Genomic DNA, 20,741 nt, shown 5'->3' with positions numbered 1-20,741 from the left:
CTGATTACTTGCTGTTGTCGCTGGAGAATGCCTGACGGTGCAGGATCGCGATGAACTCTTCCGTAAAGTTGTCGTAGTTCTGCTCCAGTTTACCCACCCGCAGGCTAAGGCGGTTATACGCCATGACCGCAGGAATCGCAGCAAACAGGCCGATTGCCGTAGCAATCAAAGCTTCGGCAATACCAGGTGCGACCATTTGTAAGGTTGCCTGCTTCACGGCGCCCAGCGCGATAAAAGCGTGCATAATCCCCCAAACGGTACCGAACAGGCCGATATACGGGCTGATAGACCCCACGGTGCCCAAGAAGGGAATGTGCGTTTCCAGCGTTTCCAATTCACGATTCATTGAAATACGCATCGCACGGGATGCACCTTCTACCACCGCTTCCGGCGCATGGCTGTTAACACGATGCAACCGCGCAAATTCTTTGAAACCTGAATGGAAGATTTGTTCAGTGCCCGTCAGACTATCGCGACGGCTTTGGCTTTCCTGATAGAGACGCGACAGTTCGATACCCGACCAAAATTTGTCCTCGAACGCCTCAGCCTCACGCGTCGCCGTATTCAAAATTCGGGTACGTTGAATAATGATCGCCCAGGAAGCGATAGAAAAACAGATTAAAATCAGCATGATTAGTTTGACCAGAAGGCTTGCCTTCAGGAACAAATCAAAAACGTTCATGTCAGTCACTGCTTGAACTCCGCGACAATAGACTTAGGAAGCGCAATTGGCTTCATTTGATGTGGATCGATGCATGCGATCAAAACTTCAGCATGGCTTAGCAGGGTGCCCTGAGCATTGAGAATACGCTGTGCGAAAGTCAGAGAAGCACCACGCAGCGAGATAATCTCGCTCTGCACTTCCAGCATGTCGTCGAGGCGCGCAGGAGCAAGATACTCCACCGTCATCCGACGAACAGCAAACGCGACATGCTCACTTAGCAAGGCTTGCTGGTGAAAGTTACGTTCCCGCAACGCTTCGGTTCTTGCCCTTTCATAAAAGGCAACATAGCGCGCATGGTAGACAACGCCACCTGCATCAGTGTCTTCAAAGTAGACTCGAACTGGCCAGCGAAACAACGAATTACTCACTCTACATCCCGGTAATGCATTAAACCTCGCTACTATACGCAAGAGAAATGAGGTTTGGAATGGATTGTGACAGCGGAAAGAAAATAATTATGGGTCGCAAGCAACCCATAACTAAATGGAATAGGAGACTATTTTAACCGAAGAAATAGTACAATCCTGCGCACAGGATCACAAAGGCGGGAAGTGGTGCGAAAAACGCGCGCCAAAGCAGGCGATGTGGACGGAAACCCACGCCATGAACAACGCCAGCGCAAACGGCCCAAATCAACAGCAGCCCCTGCCAAACCGCGAGTTCGCTGGTCCGCGCAGCAAAGCGCGTCGGGTCCCAGAAGACACAGCCAGCGAGTAGCAACGCCATGATAAGGGAAAGAGCCCTTAACGGGCTCTTATCCATCAGGCGATAGAGTTTATCGACCAGATCATTCATTGCTTATCGTCTTCAGCCGCTTTACTTGCCTCACTCTGCTCAATAGCCAGGGCCGTGATGATCCCCAGTGAGCAAGCAAGAAGCGTTCCGAGTATCCAGGCAAAATACCACATAAATTAAGCTCCTTACTTAGTACATAGAGTGAGTGTTTTGCTCAATCTGCTCTTTAGTAATACGACCGAACATCTTGTAGTAGCACCACGCAGTGTAAGAAAGCACGATGGGAACGAAAATAATCGCAACCACAGTCATCACTTTCAACGTCAGCAGACTCGATGTCGCATCCCATACCGTCAAGCTGACGTTAGGCACGGTGACTGACGGCATAATGAACGGGAACATAGCGATCCCAGCGGTCAGAATCACACAAGCGATAGTCAGAGAAGAGAACAAGAATGCCCATGCTCCTTTCTCTGCACGCGCCATAAGGGTAGTCAGCACTGGCAATACCACGCCCAGTACGGGAATAGCCCACAGCACAGGATGGTTATTGAAGTTGACCAGCCAGGCACCTGCCTGCTGAACGACTTCTTTACGCAGTGGGTTAGACTCAGCAGCGGTGTTAATCGCCGACGTCACCACATAACCATCAATGCCATAAATCACCCATACGCCAGCCAGAGCAAACGTCACCATCATCACCAGCGCGGAAATTTGCGCGGCTGATTTGGAACGCACGTGCAAATCGCCCGTGGTCCTCATCATCAGGTAGGTTGCACCCTGAGTAAGAATCATCGTCAGACTCACCACACCAGCCAGTAAACCAAACGGATTCAGCAGTTGGAAGAAGTTTCCGGTGTAGTACAGGCGCAGATATTCATCGACGTGGAACGGCACGCCCTGCAACAAATTGCCAAACGCTACACCAATGACAACCGGCGGCACAAAACTGCCAATAAAGATGCCCCAGTCCCACATGCCACGCCAGCGCGGATCTTCGATTTTTGAACGATAATCGAAGCCGACAGGACGGAAGAACAATGAGGCCAGCACCAGAATCATAGCAATGTAGAAACCGGAGAACGCAGCGGCATAAACCATCGGCCAGGCAGCAAACAGCGCGCCACCAGCGGTGATCAACCAGACCTGGTTACCGTCCCAGTGCGGAGCAATACTGTTAATCATAACGCGACGCTCGGTATCCCCACGCCCCATCAGACGCACCAGAATGCCCACGCCCATGTCAAAACCATCAGTGATGGCGAAGCCAATCAGCAAAATACCGATCAACAGCCACCAGATAAAACGTAAGACTTCATATTCAAACATAGTGGACTCCTGTTTACCGTGCTTCCTGCGCAGCCGCTATAGGTTGTTCAAAATGGTAACGTCCTGTTTTCAGGCTGCTTGGCCCCAGACGTGCAAATTTGAACATCAGATACATTTCTGCAATCAGGAAGAGCGTATACAGACCACAGATCAGTCCCATGGAGAACAGAATATCGCCTGCTGTCAACGATGAGGTCGCGACAGCTGTTGGCAGGATTTCACCGATAGCCCAAGGTTGACGGCCGTATTCGGCAACAAACCAGCCTGCTTCGATAGCAATCCACGGCAGCGGAATACCATACAGTGCGATGCGGTGCAGCCAGCGTTTCTGACCAATTTTGCCACGCAGAACAGTCCAGAAAGAGAGACCAATGATCAACAGCATCAGAATGCCGCAACCTACCATGATACGGAAAGAGAAATACAGCGGTGCTACACGTGGGATAGAATCTTTAACTGCTTGTTTAATCTGAGTTTCTGATGCATCAGAGACTTTCGGCGTATAGCGTTTCAGCAACAGACCATAGCCCAAGTCTTTCTTAGACTGATCGAACGCTTCTTTTATTGCCGGGTCGGTGTTGCCCGCGCGTAATTCTTCCAGCAAGTGGTACGCTTTCATACCATTGCGAATACGCACTTCATGCATCGCCATCAGCTCTTTCAGACCCGTCACTTCTTTGTCAGTTGAACGGGTGGCAATTATCCCCAAAGCGTAAGGGATCTTGATGGCATAGTTGTTTTCCATCGTATCCTGGTTCGGGATGCCAATCAGCGTAAAGGATGCAGGAGCTGGCTGTGTTTCCCATTCGGCTTCAATCGCTGCCAGTTTGGTTTTCTGCACGTCACCCATTTCATAACCGGATTCATCACCCAGTACGATAACAGACAAGACAGAAGCCAGACCGAAGCTTGCTGCGATAGCAAATGAACGCTTGGCAAACGCAATGTCACGGCCTTTCAACAGATAGTAGGAACTGATACCCAGAATGAACATCGCGCCGGTACAGTAACCTGCTGCCACCGTGTGAACGAATTTCACCTGAGCAACGGGGTTCAGCACCAGGTCAGCGAAACTCACCATTTCCATACGCATGGTTTCAAAATTGAAATCTGATGCGATGGGGTTTTGCATCCAGCCATTGGCGACCAGAATCCACAGTGCAGAGAAGTTAGAACCCAGTGCGACCAGCCAGGTCACGGCCATATGCTGCACTTTTCCTAAACGGTCCCAACCGAAGAAGAACAAGCCAACAAAGGTCGATTCCAGGAAGAATGCCATCAAGCCTTCAATAGCCAGCGGCGCGCCGAAAATATCCCCGACGTAGTGAGAGAAATATGACCAGTTGGTCCCGAATTGAAACTCCATAGTCAATCCGGTAGCAACCCCAAGAGCAAAGTTAATTGCGAATAACTTGCCCCAGAATTTGGTCATATCTTTATAGATTTGTTTGCCGGACAGCACATATACCGTTTCCATAATCGCCAGCAAAAACGCCATCCCCAGCGTTAATGGTACGAATAGAAAATGGTACATTGCAGTTAAGGCAAACTGTAAACGTGACAGTTCGACTACATCAAACATTTTGACTCCTTGCTCCTCGCAGGAAGGGATTAGCTTGCAAACGCTGACAAGCCGCCAAACATTCGGCCATTACACCCAAAAAGAACACAACAAGAATTGCTTTAACATCGGCTGTAACAAACACTAAAAATACCGTTCACCAGGGCAGTCACATCGCGATGCCCCGACAGCAAGCTCAAGATAAATCACAAGTATTACAAATAGCGTACCCCATAAGGAGGTAGCCGTATATTACGCCTGTAATCCCCTACAATAAATAGGTTTTTACGTGACCTAGACTAGGTTTTTGGCTTCAAATCAACTTTCCCGCCCAAAGGTGCAAAAGGTGATAATTGACCTCGCGCAATTTAAGCCTATTTCATAAATTATATCCAGAGGCGTTTTTTGATCTAAAACAATTTAACGTCTTTCTGGTGATTAATGCGTTGCATTAATTTCTTTATTGCGCTTATTGTTAATGCAATGTAATTTTTAGGTTTAAGTTAAATTAATTCAGCAATATAATCGCTACTTTCCGTTATCGATTATTTACATACAATAAGGCACATTTTTTATTCTTTTTTTTGTATGTTTTTTATTATTTTATTACTGATTATTCCGTTTTTTTATTGTTTTATAATTGTTGCATGAATTAACAATATTCTCTCATATTTGATCTTATTGAATTCCATTCTCTTTTGCACAAAAAAGCCACCCGGAGGTGGCTGGTATGTTTAATCGACTAATCGATTAACGTGCTAATATTGCTTTTACAGCATCACCGATATCCGCCAGGCTGCGAACGGTTTTGACACCGGCCGCTTCTAACGCTGCGAATTTATCATCGGCAGTACCTTTACCACCGGCAATGATGGCACCAGCATGGCCCATACGCTTGCCTTTCGGCGCAGTCACGCCCGCGATGTAGCCAACAACGGGTTTAGTCACGTGCTCTTTAATGTACGCCGCCGCTTCTTCTTCCGCTGTACCACCGATTTCACCAATCATGACGATGGCTTCTGTCTGTGGGTCCTGTTCAAACAGCTTCAGAATATCGATGAAGTTAGAACCAGGGATCGGGTCACCACCGATACCCACACAGCTGGACTGACCCAGCCCGGCATCAGTTGTTTGCTTCACCGCTTCATACGTCAGCGTACCTGAACGAGAAACGATACCCACTTTGCCCGGCAGGTGAATATGACCCGGCATAATACCGATCTTACATTCGCCCGGCGTGATCACACCTGGGCAGTTCGGACCGATCATCCGCACACCGCTCTGGTCAAGCTTCACTTTCACCGTCAGCATATCCAGCGTCGGGATACCTTCGGTGATACAGATAATCAGCTCGATGCCTGCGTCAATCGCTTCCAGAATGGAGTCTTTACAGAACGGAGCGGGAACGTAGATAACCGATGCCGTTGCGCCCGTCGCTTCTACCGCTTCACGCACCGTATTAAATACGGGCAGGCCCAGATGTTCCGTGCCGCCTTTACCCGGCGTCACACCACCGACCATTTGTGTACCGTAAGCAAGCGCTTGCTCAGAGTGGAATGTCCCCTGACTACCGGTAAAACCCTGACAGATAACTTTGGTATTTTTATTAATCAGAATGGACATTATTTATCCCCCACTGCTGCAACAACCTGCTGAGCCGCACCCGTCAGGCTGGTCGCGGCAATAATATTCAGGCCGCTATCCGCCAGTTTCTTGGCACCCAGTTCCGCATTGTTTCCTTCAAGACGCACAACAACCGGTACGTTAACGCCCACTTCGGCTACCGCGCCGATGATACCGTCAGCGATCAAATCGCAACGTACGATGCCACCAAAGATGTTAACAAAGACGGCTTTTACCTTGTCGTCAGACAGGATAATTTTGAACGCCTCTGTCACACGTTCTTTCGTCGCACCGCCGCCAACATCAAGGAAGTTAGCAGGAGAACCGCCGTGCAGCTTCACGATGTCCATCGTACCCATCGCCAAACCCGCACCGTTGACCATACAGCCAATATTACCGTCCAGCGCAACATAGTTCAGTTCCCACTGTGCCGCATGCGCTTCACGAGAGTCTTCCTGGCTTGGGTCACGCATTTCGCGCAGCTCAGGCTGGCGGAACAGGGCATTGCCGTCCGCACCCAGCTTGCCATCCAGACAGATCAGATCGCCCTGCTTGGTGATAACCAGCGGATTGATTTCTACCAGCGCCAGATCGCGCTCAAGGAACAGCGTCGCCAGACCCATGAAGATTTTGGTGAACTGAGCCACTTGCTTACCACTCAGACCCAGTTTGAAAGCCAGTTCACGGCCCTGATAAGGCTGTGGACCGACCAGTGGATCGATCGCCGCTTTATGGATCAGCTCCGGCGTTTCTTCCGCCACTTTTTCAATTTCTACACCACCTTCGGTGGACGCCATGAACACCACGCGACGCGTGCCACGGTCAACAACCGCGCCCAGATACAGCTCTTTGTCGATATCCGTTGCGGCTTCAACCAGGATCTGATGAACCGGCTGACCCTGTGCGTCAGTTTGATAAGTAACGAGTTTTTTACCCAGCCAGTTTTCAGCAAAGGCGCGGATATCTTCTTTATTGCTGACGACTTTAACGCCGCCCGCTTTACCGCGACCGCCTGCGTGAACCTGACATTTTACGACCCACGGACCCGCACCAATTTTAGACGCGGCTTCTTCCGCTTCACGCGGTGTGGTACAGGCATAGCCGGTCGGTGCCGGTAAACCATATCGAGCAAAGAGTTGTTTTGCCTGATACTCGTGTAAATTCATGATGTTCTATCCATTTAGGTTTGGAGATAAGTCGGCAGACGGTTTTTCATCACCGAGTCTTTCGGTAGAGAAAAGCGCCATTAACTCTCTGATATATTTGGATAACGCCGCTGAGAAGAAGCGGCCTGCATAGCACATAATCTGTGTATTTCGGGCGGAAACCGTCAGGGTTACCGCCCGAAAGTCTACCTGTCGGACTACACGTCTAACAGCAGACGCGCTGGATCTTCCAGCATCTCTTTCACCGTCACCAGGAAACCAACGGACTCACGGCCGTCGACCAAACGGTGATCGTAAGACAGTGCCAGATACATCATCGGCAGAATAACGACCTGACCATCAACCGCCATCGGACGATCTTTAATGGCATGCATACCCAGAATCGCACTCTGCGGTGGGTTGATGATCGGGGTAGACATCAGAGAGCCAAAGACGCCGCCGTTGGTAATCGTGAAGTTACCGCCCAACAGTTCTTCAACCGTCAGTTTGCCGTCACGGCCTTTCACCGCCAGCTCTTTGATACGCTTCTCGATGTCGGCCATGCCCAGCGCATCCACATCACGCAGCACTGGCGTAACCAGACCACGCGGGGTAGACACCGCGATGCTGACATCGAAGTAGTTGTGGTACACCACATCTTCGCCATCAATAGACGCATTCACTTCTGGATAACGTTTCAGCGCTTCGACCACAGCTTTGATGTAGAAGGACATGAAGCCCAGACGCACACCGTGACGCTTCTCAAATGCGTCACCGTACTGCTTGCGCAGATCCATGATTGGCTGCATGTTGATTTCGTTGAACGTCGTCAACATTGCCGTGCTGTTTTTCGCTTCCAGCAGACGTTCTGCAACGCGCTTACGCAGACGCGTCATCGGTACGCGTTTTTCGCTGCGCGCGCCCAGAGTCGGTGCCGGAGAAGCCGCCGGAGCCTCGGACTTAGCCGCTTTAGCAGGCTCTTTCTTCTGGGCAGCCAAATGCTTATCCACGTCTTCACGGGTAATTCGACCGCCTACGCCGCTGCCTTTGATCGCAGCTGCATCGAGATCGTGCTCTGCAATCAGACGGCGGATGGCTGGGCTCAGCGCATCGCTGTTCTCTTCTTCCAGCCCAGCCGTATGGCGCTGTGCCGGTGTTGATTCTTTGCTCTGTGACTTCTCGCTGGTTTCTTTACCGGAGCTATCGCCACGGCGAATACGGCCCAAAAGCTGGCGAGACGTTACGGTCGCGCCTTCTTCTTCCAGCACGGCATCCAGAATGCCCGCTTCAGAGGCAGGCACTTCCAACACAACTTTGTCAGTTTCAATTTCAACCAGCACTTCATCACGCTGAACGCTATCGCCTGGTTTTTTATGCCAGGTAGCAACGGTGGCGTCAGCGACGGATTCAGGCAGGTCGGGTACATGAATATCTACGCTACTCATTATCTATCCTTTTATTTAATCAACGTTCAGCGCGTCATCAACCAGATCTTGCTGTTGTTTCTGGTGTACGGACATATAGCCAACGGCGGGTGATGCAGACGCCGGGCGTCCTGCGTAACGTAAAGAAGCCCCAAACGGAATCACTTCACGGAAATGGTGCTGACTGCAATACCAGGCTCCCTGATTCAGCGGCTCTTCCTGACACCACACGAAATCGTGAACATGGGCAAACGGTTCCAACGCAGCTTGAACGGACTGATGCGGGAACGGGTAAAGCTGTTCGATACGGACGATCGCGACATTCTTTTGCTCGTTCTTGCGGCGCTGTTCCAGCAAATCATAGTAGACCTTACCGGAACAAAGCACGACACGCTTCACGGCTGCCGGATCTAATTCTTCTACTTCACCAATCGCCGGCTGGAAGGAACCATTTGCCAGTTCATCCAGTGAAGAAATCGCCAGCGGATGGCGCAACAGAGATTTCGGTGACATGACCACCAGCGGACGGCGCATACCGCGCAGCGCCTGACGGCGAAGCATGTGATACACCTGTGCTGGCGTTGACGGAATACAGACCTGCATATTTTGCTCAGCGCACAGTTGCAGATAACGTTCCAGTCTGGCAGACGAGTGCTCTGGACCTTGCCCTTCGTAACCGTGCGGCAGCAGCATGACCAGACCACACATCCGGCCCCACTTCTGCTCACCGGAGCTGATGAACTGGTCGATTACCACCTGCGCACCGTTGGCGAAGTCACCAAACTGCGCTTCCCAGATGGTCAGGGTGCGCGGTTCTGCGGTCGCATAGCCGTATTCAAACGCCAGAATCGCTTCTTCGGAAAGTACGGAGTCCCAAACGTTGAACTCGCCCTGCCCGTTGTGTACGTGGTTCAACGGCGTGTAGCTGGAACCATTTTTCTGGTTATGCACGACAGCATGACGATGGAAGAACGTACCACGCCCGCTGTCTTCACCAGACAAACGAATCGGAATGCCTTCATCGACCAATGTGGCGTAGGCCAGCGTTTCAGCTCCGCCCCAGTCGAACGGTTTGTTACCCGCAGCCATCTCAGCACGGTCGGTATAAACCTTGGCAACGCGAGGATGAACGTCAATCCCTTCCGGCACTTCACTGATACGCTTCGCCAGTTCCTGCAAACGTTTCATTTCTGTGGCGTGCGGATAAGGCTCATCCCACTCATGGTTCAGATACGGCGTCCAGGTAAAGGACTGCATATCCATCTCACGCCATTCTTCCACCACACATTCGCCCGCATCCAGCGCATCGCGGTACAGGTTGACCATCTCGGTGGCATCTTCCAGCGTGATGGATTTTTCCTGCTCCAGACGATCGGCGTATACCTTACGCGGCGTCGGGTGCTTCTTGATCTTCTGGTACATCATCGGCTGCGTTGCACTTGGCTCGTCAGCTTCGTTATGACCATGACGGCGATAACAAATCAGATCGATGAATACATCGCGTTTGAAGGTATTACGGAAATCCAGCGCCAGACGCGTAACAAACGCCACCGCTTCCGGGTCGTCTGCGTTAACGTGGAAAATCGGTGCCTGCACCATTTTTCCGATATCGGTACAGTATTCAGTGGAGCGAATATCCAGCGGGTTAGAGGTGGTGAAGCCGATACGGTTGTTGATCACAATACGCAGCGTACCGCCAACTTCGTAGCCACGCACCGTCGACATATTCAACAGTTCCTGCACCACCCCCTGACCACTCACTGCCGCATCGCCATGAATGGTGATTGGCAGAACACGCGGACCACTCTGACTATTAAGACGGTCAAGACGCGCACGAACCGATCCCGTCACGACCGGGCTAACGATTTCCAGGTGCGATGGATTGAACGCCAACGCCAAGTGCACCAGACCACCAGCCGTCTCGAATTCAGACGAGAAACCCTGATGATATTTCACGTCACCTGTACCCAAGTGTTCTTTATGCTTGCCAGCAAACTCGTCGAACAGATCCTGAGATTTTTTGCCCAATACGTTGATCAGCACGTTGAGGCGACCACGGTGTGCCATCCCCAATACCACTTCGCGAGTGTCGTTTGCACCCGCATGGCGAATCAGCTCTTTCAGCATCGGAACCAGTGCATCACCGCCTTCCAGCGAGAAACGCTTGGCGCCGGGATACTTGGCACCCAGATAACGCTCCAGCCCTTCGGCTGCGGTTAGCTCTTTCAGGAAACGGCGCTTTTCTTCTACCGTAAATGACGGCTGCCCCATTACCGATTCGATGCGTTGCTGTATCCAGCGTTTCTCTTCCGTGCTGGTCATATGCATATATTCCGCACCGATAGAACCGCAATAGGTGCGTTTCAGCGCGTCATACAGATCTTCCAGCTTCATGGTGTCTTTGCCAATAGCAAAAGACCCCACATTGAAGGATTCCTGTAGGTCATCCTGCGTCAGGTTATGGTAATCCAGATCCAATTCTGCAACGGGTTCCTGCGGACGCAGGAAGATTGGGTCCAGGTTAGCTTGCTGATGTCCACGGAAACGGAACGCATTGATCAGCTGTAATACCTTGACCTGCTTAGCATCAATATCGGGATCGGTGACTGACGAGGTAAAGCGCGAAGCGTCTTTCGCCAGACGGCGGAAATATTCACGCGTTTTAGAATGGAGTTGATCCGGTTTGACCCCACTCGTAGGCAATTGCTGGAAGATCGAGCGCCAGCTATGTTCGATCGAGTCAGGATCGGTTAAAAAATCTTCATAGAGTTGCTCTATGTAGGACTGATTCGCACCCGCCAAATAGGAGGAATCCAGCCAGGCCTTCATCGCGCCGTTCTGCATTATGATCCCTTAAGCTAATAAGCTTCAGTTTTCGCCATGGTTAACATGTAATTAGTGTCCGTATATCGTGTGCCGTACAAACGGTTCACTTGTCGTACATCGGTACGTGCTTAGAGTATCCATCCCCCTAAGGAACCTTTAAAAACCGGTTCGGGCGCGTAAGCCGGTTTTTAAAGGTTTCCTGCGCCCCCTCTGAAGAATAGCAACTTCAGAGGGAGATACATGTTTTACTACTTAATCTTTATGCAATAACGCGTTACGTAATGGCTATCCGTTACGCGCTGCGATGCAACAGCATCGACTTAATATGGCCAATAGCCTTGGTCGGGTTCAGCCCTTTCGGACACACGTTGACGCAGTTCATGATGCCGTGGCAGCGGAAAACGCTGAATGCATCGTCCAGATCGTCCAGTCGTGGCGTGGTTTCCGTATCACGACTATCAATCAGGAAGCGGTACGCTGCCAGCAATCCCGCAGGCCCAACGAACTTATCCGGGTTCCACCAGAACGACGGGCAAGACGTTGAGCAGCAAGCACACATAATGCATTCATACAACCCATCCAACTTGGCACGTTGTTCAGGCGATTGCAGATGCTCACGCGCCGGCGGATTTTTCCCATTATTCAACAGGTAAGGCTTTATTTTCTCATATTGAGCATAGAACTGTCCCATGTCCACTACCAAATCACGGACAACCGGTAATCCAGGTAGAGGACGGATAACAATTTTGCTTTTTCCGCGCCGTAACGCGGAAACAGGCGTAATGCAGGCCAGCCCATTCTTGCCGTTCATGTTAACGCCGTCAGAACCACAGACGCCTTCACGGCAGGAGCGGCGGAATGAGAGCGTCGGATCTTGCTCTTTCAGCAGCATCAGCGCATCCAGCAGCATCATGTCGCGGCCTTCTTCCGCCTCCAACTGGTAATCCTGCATCCGCGGAGCATCGTCAACATCCGGGTTGTAACGATAAATAGAAAATTCGAGTTTCATCGTTTGATCTCCGCAATTAATAAGTACGTACTTTCGGCGGGAACGCCGGACGCAGTTTAGGCTGCATGTTCACCTCACGGCGCGTCATGCTGTCGGTTTGCGGCAGATACAACGAATGGCACAGCCAATTTTCATCGTCGCGCTCTGGGTAGTCGAAGCGGCTGTGTGCGCCACGGCTTTCGGTACGGAAGTTAGCCGATACCGCTGTCGCGTACGCGGTTTCCATCAGGTTATCCAGCTCCAGACACTCGATACGCTGGGTGTTGAACTCGCTTGAGGTGTCATCCAGACGCGCATTTTTCAGGCGCTCACGGATCACTTTCAGCTCTTCCAGCCCTTTCGCCATTGCATCGCCTTCACGGAAGACCGAGAAGTTATTCTGCATACAGGATTGCAGCGCTTTGCGAATTTCAACCGGATCTTCACCGGAGCGAGTATTATTCCAGCGGTTCAGACGGTCGAGCGAGGCTTCAATATCGGATTCGCTGGCATCACGGCTTTCGCCCTGCTCATCCAGCGATTCTTGCAAATGAATACCGGCTGAACGACCAAACACCACCAGGTCGAGCAATGAGTTGCCGCCCAGACGGTTGGCACCATGCACCGACACGCAGGCAATTTCACCCACGGCAAACAGCCCTGGAATCACCACATCTTCGCCTTTCTCATTTACCGTCAATGCCTGACCACTCACTTTGGTCGGAATACCGCCCATCATGTAGTGACAGGTTGGGATAACAGGAATCGGCTCTTTTACCGGATCGACGTGGGCAAACGTGCGGGACAACTCCAAAATGCCCGGCAGACGGGATTCCAGAACGTCTTTACCCAGATGATCCAGTTTCAGTTTGGCGTGTGGTCCCCACGGGCCTTCACAACCGCGGCCTTCACGAATTTCGATCATAATGGAACGGGCAACCACATCACGACCGGCCAGATCTTTCGCGTTTGGCGCATAGCGTTCCATGAAACGCTCACCGTGCTTATTCAGCAAATAGCCGCCTTCACCACGGCAGCCTTCGGTGACCAGCACACCCGCCCCCGCAATGCCAGTTGGGTGGAACTGCCACATTTCCATGTCCTGCAACGGAACACCGGCACGCAATGCCATGCCTACGCCATCACCCGTATTAATGTGCGCATTGGTGGTGGACTGATAGATACGGCCCGCACCGCCGGTTGCCAGCACGGTTGCTTTCGCTTTGAAATAGACCACTTCACCGGTTTCGATGCAGATCGCCGTACAACCGACAACCGCACCATCCTGATTTTTCACCAGATCGAGGGCATACCACTCGGAGAAGATAGTGGTGTGATTTTTCAGGTTCTGCTGATACAGCGTGTGCAACAGCGCATGGCCTGTACGGTCAGCGGCAGCGGCGGTACGGGCAGCCTGCTCGCCGCCAAAATTCTTGGATTGACCACCGAACGGACGCTGATAAATGCTGCCATCATCCAGACGGGAGAACGGTAACCCCATGTGTTCCAGTTCCAGAATCGCTTCCGGGCCGGTTTTACACATATATTCAATGGCGTCCTGATCGCCAATGTAATCCGACCCTTTTACGGTGTCATACATGTGCCATTCCCAGTTATCCTCATGGGTGTTACCCAGCGCAACGGTAATACCGCCCTGCGCGGACACAGTATGGGAACGGGTTGGGAACACTTTCGATAACAGGGCACAGGACAGGCCCATTTGGGAGATTTGCAGCGCGGCGCGCATACCTGCGCCACCTGCACCAACAACGACTGCATCAAATTCTCTGACTGGCAAATTCATCACGCACCCCACACCACAACAGTTCCATAAATGACGTACACCAACAGCGCTACCACAATTGCCAACTGTAAAGTCAGGCGTAAGGCCAGCGGTTTAATGTAGTCGGTCAGCACTTGCCACATCCCTATCCAGGCATGAACCAGAATGGAAAATAACGTTAGCAGTGTGAATACTTTGGTGAGGGCCATCGCGAAGAAACCACGCCAGATTTCATACGTGATGTCACCAGCCGTAGCAATAAAACCAATAAGATAAATTACATACAGAACAATGACGATGGCGGAAGCGCGAATCAGTAACCAATCGTGTACGCCATTGCGTCCTAACGCAGAAGCATTGCTTACCATACGAGGACTCCAGCCAGAATTGAAAGCACGACAGTAATAATAAAGGAGATATTTGCAGAACGCTTACCTGCGGCAAGGTCTTCTTCTATATAGCCAAAATCCATCAACAGGTGGCGTATACCACCAACAATGTGATAAGCCAACGCGACGAGGATGCCCCAAACGATAAATTTGACGATGAAGCTATCCATAATTTCCGCAGCACGCAGGAACCCTTCCTCTGAAGAAAGAGAAGTGCCTAACAGCCACAGTAAAATACCGACAGCGACAAAGGTGATAACGCCGGAGACGCGGTGAAGAATAGATGCTATCGCAGTAACGGGAAACTGGATCGTCTGCAATTCCAGATTGACAGGTCTTTGTTTTTTCACAGATTTGCCCACACAGCTTTTATTATTGTTTCTTCCTCCGGGCCTGATGTGAGGTCAGACAGCATGAAAGTTACAGCCCTGAGAGTGGGTTTACGATACGCGCTCAAACATCGACATTCCGGTGTCTAAACAGCGCATGATCCTTTCATACTGGGTGCTCCTACTGCAGGGTGATTCCGGAGACCTGGCGGGAGTATAGGTCCTTCACATTCCTATTACAATTCCCATACAAACTGTTTGGTGACATTTGCCTCGAACAGTGATTTAGATCACGAACTTCACAATTTATATAAAATTAATTATCTGATTTGACAAAACTTCAACATTTCAATTACAACTAGGGGATTGAATTTCTTATGATGTGTTAAAGCACGGCGGGACACTTCCACACTGACGTAACTTATGTAACAGTGAAGAGAGTCCACGTAAAAGTCATAGGTAATGGCTACAATCTATTCAGAACGTGATTAATTATCTGATAATTGTTAATCGCCTGGAGAACGAATTTTTCATCCTGAATGCGGCTACCCGCCTTACTCTGTATCCTATTTGACGACTGTGTCACGACAGAGTTTCACCGGCCATTACTCGTCCGGTGCACAGGCATGACGGTATTTCTTCAGTGAGAATTTTTAAAATTAAAGCGCTAAGGAGACTGTAAATGGCTGATAAAAAAGCAACACTTACCCTAGAAGGTAAAGAACCGATTGAGCTAAATGTCCTATCTGGTACGCTAGGATATGATGAGATTGATATTCGTCCCCTCGGTTCCAAAGGTTACTTCACATTTGACCCAGGCTTTACCTCTACCGCATCTTGCGAATCAAAAATTACCTATATCGACGGCGACGAAGGCATTCTGCTGCACCGGGGCTTCCCGATTGCCCAACTGGCTGAAAAATCTAATTATCTTGAAGTTTGTTATATCCTATTGTTCGGTGAAGTCCCTACGGTCGAACAATATGAAACGTTCAAGACAACGGTAACGCGTCACACCATGATCCATGAGCAGATTACTCGTCTGTTCCACGGTTTCCGTCGTGATTCACATCCAATGGCCGTATTGTGCGGCGTCACTGGTGCACTGGCCGCGTTTTACCACGATTCTCTCGACATTAATATCGAGCGTCACCGCGAAATCGCGGCCTATCGCCTGCTGTCGAAAATGCCGACCGTCGCTGCGATGTGCTATAAATACTCACTGGGTCAGCCGTTTGTTTATCCGAAAAACAACCTGTCCTACGCGGGTAATTTCCTGCACATGATGTTCTCCACCCCTTGTGAAGAATATGTTGTGAACCCGGTGCTGGAACGCGCCATGGATCGCATTCTTATCCTGCATGCCGATCACGAACAAAACGCCTCAACCTCTACCGTGCGTACGGCTGGTTCGTCCGGTGCAAACCCATTTGCCTGTATCGCCGCGGGGATCGCCTCGCTGTGGGGACCTGCACACGGCGGTGCGAACGAAGCCTGTCTGCGTATGCTGGAGGAAATCAGCAGCGTGGAGCACATCCCGGCGTTTATCGAACGTGCAAAAGATAAGAACGACTCCTTCCGCCTGATGGGCTTCGGTCACCGTGTGTACAAAAACCACGACCCGCGCGCTACCGTCATGCGTGAAACCTGCCATGAAGTGCTGAAAGAGCTGGGCAGAAAAGACGATCTGCTGGAAGTGGCGATGGAGCTGGAGCATATCGCGCTGAACGACCCGTACTTCATTGAGAAGAAACTGTACCCGAACGTGGACTTCTACTCTGGCATCATCCTGAAAGCGATGGGTATTCCGTCTTCCATGTTTACCGTTATCTTTGCGATGGCGCGTACCGTGGGTTGGATTGCGCATTGGAGCGAAATGCACGCCGACGGCATCAAGATTGCCCGTCCACGTCAGCTGTATACCGGCTACGACAAACGTGACTTCTCGTCCAACCTGAAACACGATTAATCCATTCAGCCTGTGCAATAAGGCCGGACTATCCGGCCTTTGTTGCTTCAGAACCGAATTTCTCTTACTTCTACTACCTCTGGCAGTGCGGGCACCAATAAAACGGGCGCGATGACAGCATCGTTCTTTCAATGATTCCACCGCAGCGCTCACAGCCTTCCCCTTCACGGTGGAAAACCTTGAACGAGAAAATTGCACCATGATGGTGGTTTTCATCAGCGGTGCCGCGCGTGTTGTAGGACAGCCGGGGAATATCCAGCAGTGCCCGACTCAGCGTCTGTAACTGTTCTTCATTCAACTGTGACGCCGTATGTTGAGGTGCCAATCGAGCCTGCCAGAGAATCTCAACGCGCAGGTAATTTCCCAACCCCGCGAGAAAAGCCTGATCCAGCAACAACCCGCTGAACCGGCGGCGACGAAAACGCGGGAGTAACAAACGCTCACAGACCTGTTCTGGCGTCAGCGAAAGATCCAACACATCCGGGCCAATACGTTGCAGAAAAGGATGTGTGGCAAGTGCCTCCGGCGTCAGCATTTCAATATCTGATGCGCTATAGAGCAAAATGGCACGATCCTGCGTTTCTAGCCGGATGCGCAAATCTCGTTTTGTTTCCGGCGACTCGCCCGCATTCACAACTCGCCATACGCCATAGAGCTGATTGTGGCTATACAGCACCCGTTCGTTGCTAAAATAGGTCAGCAACGCCTTCCCGCGCGTTTCGATCTGCCTGACCTGCTGCCCGACCAATTGTGTTTCGTACGGCTTCAGTTCTGGAAACGCAAACCAGACACGCGTCAGCGTTTTCCCCACCACTGCCTCAACCAGCTTATCGGCCACCCGGCGAATTTCCGGTCCTTCCGGCATACTTTACTCCCTGAAATCAGACGCTCTGCGACAGAGCGATTCGCTAGACTAATGTAATGAACCACCAGTCAGTGCCACATCACCCTGCTGCATCAGCGACTGCTTGATCATCACTTCTAGCGCCGTTGTGACTAGCGACGTGGGCATACTCGGCTCACCGGGGTGTTGTGCGGCCTGTTCCGGCGAATAGGGAATATGCACAAAACCACCACGTACCACATCGCCCTGCTGATGGAGATGATGTAAGAGCCCGTACATCACGTGATTGCAGACAAACGTCCCCGCAGTTTGCGATATCGCAGCGGGAATGCCCGCCACGCGTAATGCCTGGACCAGCGCTTTCACCGGCAGCGTCGAGAAATACGCCGCTGGCCCGTTTTCTACCACGGGCGTATCAATCGGCTGGTTGCCTCGGTTATCAGGAATTCGCGCATCATTAATGTTAATCGCCACACGTTCGACGGTAATATCGGCACGACCGCCTGCCTGTCCCACTGCGATCACCACTTCCGGCTGCCATTCAGCCATCGCACGGTAAAGCTGCTCCAGCGACAGATCGAAGACGCAAGATAAACGGCAGGCCACCACGCGCGCACCGCCAACTTCTCGCTGATGAAGGACTTTTACCGCTTCCCAGGAGGGGTTAATCGCTTCCCCCCCAAAAGGTTCAAACGCCGTAATTAAAACGGTTTTCATCGGTTATCCCCGTCATACAAAAATAATGATTACGCGGCAGCAACAGCGATCTGATGCTGGCTAAAACAGTTACGCAGCTTGCGGGCAAACAACAGCGAATGCTGCCCATCGCCGTGGATACATACGGTATCGGCTTGTACGTTAACCCAGGAGCCGTCGATCGCCCTAACCCGCTGGCGCTGAATCATTTCCAACGTCTGCGCCAGTGCCAGTTCATCGCTGTTAATCAATGCCCCAGCCTGAGTGCGTGGTACTAGCGCCCCGTCTGGCAGATAGCAGCGATCGGCGAACACTTCCTGACGCGTCTCCAACCCCAGCCGTTGCCCAGCGCGGATTAATTCGCTTCCCGCCAACCCAACCAAACGCAATGCCGGATTGACGACCTTCACCGCCTTGGCTATCGCATCGGCTAACTCTGGCTGGCTGGCAGCCTGATTGTAAAGCATACCGTGAGGCTTTACGTGCGACAGCGTTCCCCCTTCAGCAGCAACGATCGCACTGAGTGCACCAAGCTGATAGACCATCTGCGCAAAGACAATTTCTGCGGGTACATTCATCGCCTTGCGACCAAAATGTTCACGATCGAGAAAACTTGGGTGAGCACCAAGCGCGACCCCATAGCCCATCCCCCAGCGCACTGACTGGCGCATGGTCTGTGCATCGCCGGCGTGAAACCCACAGGCAATATTGGCCGATGTCACCAACTTCAGCAGCGCTTCATCGTTCTCACCGCCCTCGCCCAAATCGGCATTTAGATCAATAATCATGCAGCCTCCACGCCAATTGTTCGAGGTAACGCCGCTGTTCTTCTGCGGCTTTTTGCGCCTGAGCCGGCGTACAGTGAATAAAATGTATCGGTTCACCGAGCCGGATTTGCGCCAAATGGAATAAATCCGCTTCAATCACACTCGCAATACGCGGGTAACCGCCGGTAGTCTGCGCATCCGCCAGCAATACAATAGGATGACCATTGTGGGGAACCTGGACGACGCCCGGCAACAGCCCATGTGAAGGCAGCTCACGCGGTTTATTACCTGATGACGTAGTGCGCTGTAGCTCAGCCCCCATCAAACGATACCCCATGCGGTTACTTTGCGGGCTCAGTTGCCAGGAGGTGCGCCAGAACAGATCCTGCATCTCTTCGCTGAACTCCTGATACTCCGGCCCCGGCAATGCCCGCACGCGGTTGCTGAATAACAACTGCTTAATACCGACTTCTCGCGTCAATTCACGAATCGGCGTCCCCAACGGAAGCTCATCGCCATCCCTTAATAAACGCCCGTCAAAACCACCAAACCCGGCTTTCAAATCGGTACTGCGCGAACCCAATGCTTCCGGCACATCCACGCCGCCGGACAACGCCAGATAGCTGCGCATTCCGTTACGCGGCAGGCGCATTTTCAACGTTTGCCCCGGCTTCACGGCGAAACGCCAGCCTGTCCAGAGCGGCTTCCCATCCAGCTCGGCATGGCAGTCCGCGCCGGTTAGCGCCACCCAGCAGGCGGTGGTGAATGTTGCGCTAAACTTGCCCAGCGTAATTTCCAGCGCGGCAGCATTCTCCGCGTTGCCCACCAGCAGGTTAGCCATTTGTAGAGCAGGCAGATCGAGCGCACCTGACTGGCTGATGCCCAAACGACGAAAACCGACGCGACCGCCGTCCTGCACCGACGTATGTAATCCGGCATGGATAACCTTCAGCATACGCCCTCCTTCTGTGGCAAAAACCGAACGTTATCACCGGGACGCAGCAGCGTTGGCGGCATCGTTTGTGGATTAAACAATTTCAGCGAGGTGCGACCAATCAGTTGCCAGCCCCCCGGCGTCGCCAGCGGATAAATCCCCGTCTGGGCGCCACCAATCCCGACCGATCCTGCGGCCACGCGCAGGCGCGGCTCAGCGCGGCGCGGCATATGCAGTTTTTCATTTAATCCGCCGAGGTAGGCAAAACCCGGCTGGAAGCCCAAAAAATAAACCACATACTGTGCGGCCGCATGTGCTTCCACAACCTGACTCACTGTCAGGCCACTGTGAGCGGCAACCTCCACCAAGTCCGGCCCTGCATCTCCACCATACACGACGGGAATGTCGATATCGCGTGGGTCAAACGCCAGCGATTCGCTCTCTTCCCACCAGCGCTGCAAGCGTTCAATCGCATCCAGCGCCACCTGCTGTGGATGCGCCAACAGCACCGTCAGATTGTTCATACCCGGAATCGCTTCCAGCACCTCTTCATGGTGATTCAGGCGCTCGGCAAGTCCCCATATCCGCTGCTGGCTCTCCAGAGACATGGGCGGTTCCAGTTCCAGAACGACAGCCCTCTCGCCCAGAAGGTAACACCGTGCTCGTTGCAATTTT

Annotated in this window: 20 protein-coding genes; 1 reads left to right on the top strand and 19 read right to left on the bottom strand. The window is 51.9% G+C overall.

Annotated elements, in window-relative coordinates:
* Window positions 1–4: 4 nt before the first annotated feature.
* The 14 genes from tolQ to sdhC form a co-directional block, all read right to left on the bottom strand.
* Complete coding sequence (tolQ, locus tag EDI29_RS02025) at window positions 5–691, bottom strand: Tol-Pal system protein TolQ (protein WP_137739492.1); 687 nt, start codon at window positions 689–691, stop codon at window positions 5–7.
* A complete protein-coding gene (gene ybgC / locus EDI29_RS02020; protein ID WP_107169827.1) occupies window positions 688–1,092 on the bottom strand; it encodes a tol-pal system-associated acyl-CoA thioesterase in 405 nt (134 codons plus the stop codon). The genes tolQ and ybgC overlap by 4 nt, the downstream gene beginning before the upstream one ends.
* A 133-nt stretch (window positions 1,093–1,225) precedes the next feature.
* The gene (gene ybgE, locus EDI29_RS02015) at window positions 1,226–1,519 is read right to left on the bottom strand and encodes a cyd operon protein YbgE (protein ID WP_107169826.1); all 294 of its coding nucleotides are present in this window, start codon (window positions 1,517–1,519) and stop codon (window positions 1,226–1,228) included.
* Window positions 1,516–1,632, bottom strand: coding sequence for a cytochrome bd-I oxidase subunit CydX (cydX, locus tag EDI29_RS02010; protein ID WP_069956042.1), 117 nt, complete (start codon window positions 1,630–1,632; stop codon window positions 1,516–1,518). The genes ybgE and cydX overlap by 4 nt, the downstream gene beginning before the upstream one ends.
* Window positions 1,633–1,648: 16 nt before the next feature.
* A complete protein-coding gene (gene cydB / locus EDI29_RS02005) occupies window positions 1,649–2,788 on the bottom strand; it encodes a cytochrome d ubiquinol oxidase subunit II (RefSeq protein WP_107169825.1) in 1,140 nt (379 codons plus the stop codon).
* 13 nt (window positions 2,789–2,801) lie between these two features.
* Complete coding sequence (gene cydA, locus EDI29_RS02000; protein ID WP_137739491.1) at window positions 2,802–4,370, bottom strand: cytochrome ubiquinol oxidase subunit I; 1,569 nt, start codon at window positions 4,368–4,370, stop codon at window positions 2,802–2,804.
* 729 nt (window positions 4,371–5,099) lie between these two features.
* Complete coding sequence (gene sucD, locus EDI29_RS01995) at window positions 5,100–5,972, bottom strand: succinate--CoA ligase subunit alpha (protein ID WP_014914674.1); 873 nt, start codon at window positions 5,970–5,972, stop codon at window positions 5,100–5,102.
* Window positions 5,972–7,138 carry an ADP-forming succinate--CoA ligase subunit beta gene (gene sucC, locus EDI29_RS01990; protein ID WP_010299192.1) on the bottom strand — a complete coding sequence of 389 codons (1,167 nt, stop codon included), beginning with the start codon at window positions 7,136–7,138 and terminating at the stop codon, window positions 5,972–5,974. Before sucC ends, sucD begins: the two co-directional genes overlap by 1 nt.
* 197 nt (window positions 7,139–7,335) lie before the next feature.
* Window positions 7,336–8,562: a 2-oxoglutarate dehydrogenase complex dihydrolipoyllysine-residue succinyltransferase gene (odhB, locus tag EDI29_RS01985; RefSeq protein WP_137739490.1), complete on the bottom strand. Its 1,227-nt coding sequence runs from the start codon at window positions 8,560–8,562 to the stop codon at window positions 7,336–7,338.
* A 15-nt stretch (window positions 8,563–8,577) separates the two neighbouring features.
* Window positions 8,578–11,385, bottom strand: coding sequence for a 2-oxoglutarate dehydrogenase E1 component (sucA, locus tag EDI29_RS01980; RefSeq protein WP_137739489.1), 2,808 nt, complete (start codon window positions 11,383–11,385; stop codon window positions 8,578–8,580).
* Between the two features lie 274 nt (window positions 11,386–11,659).
* The gene (locus EDI29_RS01975) at window positions 11,660–12,376 is read right to left on the bottom strand and encodes a succinate dehydrogenase iron-sulfur subunit (protein WP_137739488.1); all 717 of its coding nucleotides are present in this window, start codon (window positions 12,374–12,376) and stop codon (window positions 11,660–11,662) included.
* A gap of 16 nt (window positions 12,377–12,392) precedes the next feature.
* A complete protein-coding gene (gene sdhA, locus EDI29_RS01970) occupies window positions 12,393–14,159 on the bottom strand; it encodes a succinate dehydrogenase flavoprotein subunit (RefSeq protein WP_039506619.1) in 1,767 nt (588 codons plus the stop codon).
* Entirely contained in the window at window positions 14,159–14,506 is a 348-nt protein-coding gene (sdhD, locus tag EDI29_RS01965) for a succinate dehydrogenase membrane anchor subunit (RefSeq protein WP_107168270.1), read from the bottom strand. Before sdhD ends, sdhA begins: the two co-directional genes overlap by 1 nt.
* The gene (sdhC, locus tag EDI29_RS01960) at window positions 14,500–14,889 is read right to left on the bottom strand and encodes a succinate dehydrogenase cytochrome b556 subunit (RefSeq protein WP_039275597.1); all 390 of its coding nucleotides are present in this window, start codon (window positions 14,887–14,889) and stop codon (window positions 14,500–14,502) included. Before sdhC ends, sdhD begins: the two co-directional genes overlap by 7 nt.
* A gap of 649 nt (window positions 14,890–15,538) precedes the next feature.
* Here sdhC and EDI29_RS01955 point away from each other — a divergent pair.
* On the top strand, window positions 15,539–16,825 hold the full coding sequence (locus tag EDI29_RS01955; RefSeq protein ID WP_137739487.1) for a citrate synthase: 1,287 nt from the start codon (window positions 15,539–15,541) through the stop codon (window positions 16,823–16,825).
* Between the two features lie 73 nt (window positions 16,826–16,898).
* On the opposite strand, the gene nei is transcribed toward EDI29_RS01955, so the two are convergent.
* The 5 genes from nei to pxpB are packed head-to-tail and all read right to left on the bottom strand — an operon-like array spanning window position 16,899 to window position 20,737.
* Entirely contained in the window at window positions 16,899–17,690 is a 792-nt protein-coding gene (gene nei, locus EDI29_RS01950) for an endonuclease VIII (protein WP_137739486.1), read from the bottom strand.
* A gap of 48 nt (window positions 17,691–17,738) precedes the next feature.
* On the bottom strand, window positions 17,739–18,386 hold the full coding sequence (gene pcp, locus EDI29_RS01945) for a pyroglutamyl-peptidase I (protein ID WP_137739485.1): 648 nt from the start codon (window positions 18,384–18,386) through the stop codon (window positions 17,739–17,741).
* Window positions 18,387–18,415: 29 nt separating this feature from the next.
* Window positions 18,416–19,153, bottom strand: coding sequence for a 5-oxoprolinase subunit PxpA (gene pxpA / locus EDI29_RS01940; protein WP_137739484.1), 738 nt, complete (start codon window positions 19,151–19,153; stop codon window positions 18,416–18,418).
* Entirely contained in the window at window positions 19,143–20,087 is a 945-nt protein-coding gene (gene pxpC / locus EDI29_RS01935) for a 5-oxoprolinase subunit PxpC (protein ID WP_137739483.1), read from the bottom strand. The genes pxpA and pxpC overlap by 11 nt, the downstream gene beginning before the upstream one ends.
* Complete coding sequence (pxpB, locus tag EDI29_RS01930; protein WP_137739482.1) at window positions 20,081–20,737, bottom strand: 5-oxoprolinase subunit PxpB; 657 nt, start codon at window positions 20,735–20,737, stop codon at window positions 20,081–20,083. The genes pxpC and pxpB overlap by 7 nt, the downstream gene beginning before the upstream one ends.
* Window positions 20,738–20,741: the final 4 nt, after the last annotated feature.

The sequence above is a fragment of the Pectobacterium polonicum genome, assembly GCF_005497185.1.
Lineage (GTDB): Bacteria > Pseudomonadota > Gammaproteobacteria > Enterobacterales > Enterobacteriaceae > Pectobacterium > Pectobacterium polonicum.
The sequence above is the reverse complement of the archived record's forward strand: the minus strand, read 5'-3'. Positions and strand labels throughout refer to the sequence as shown.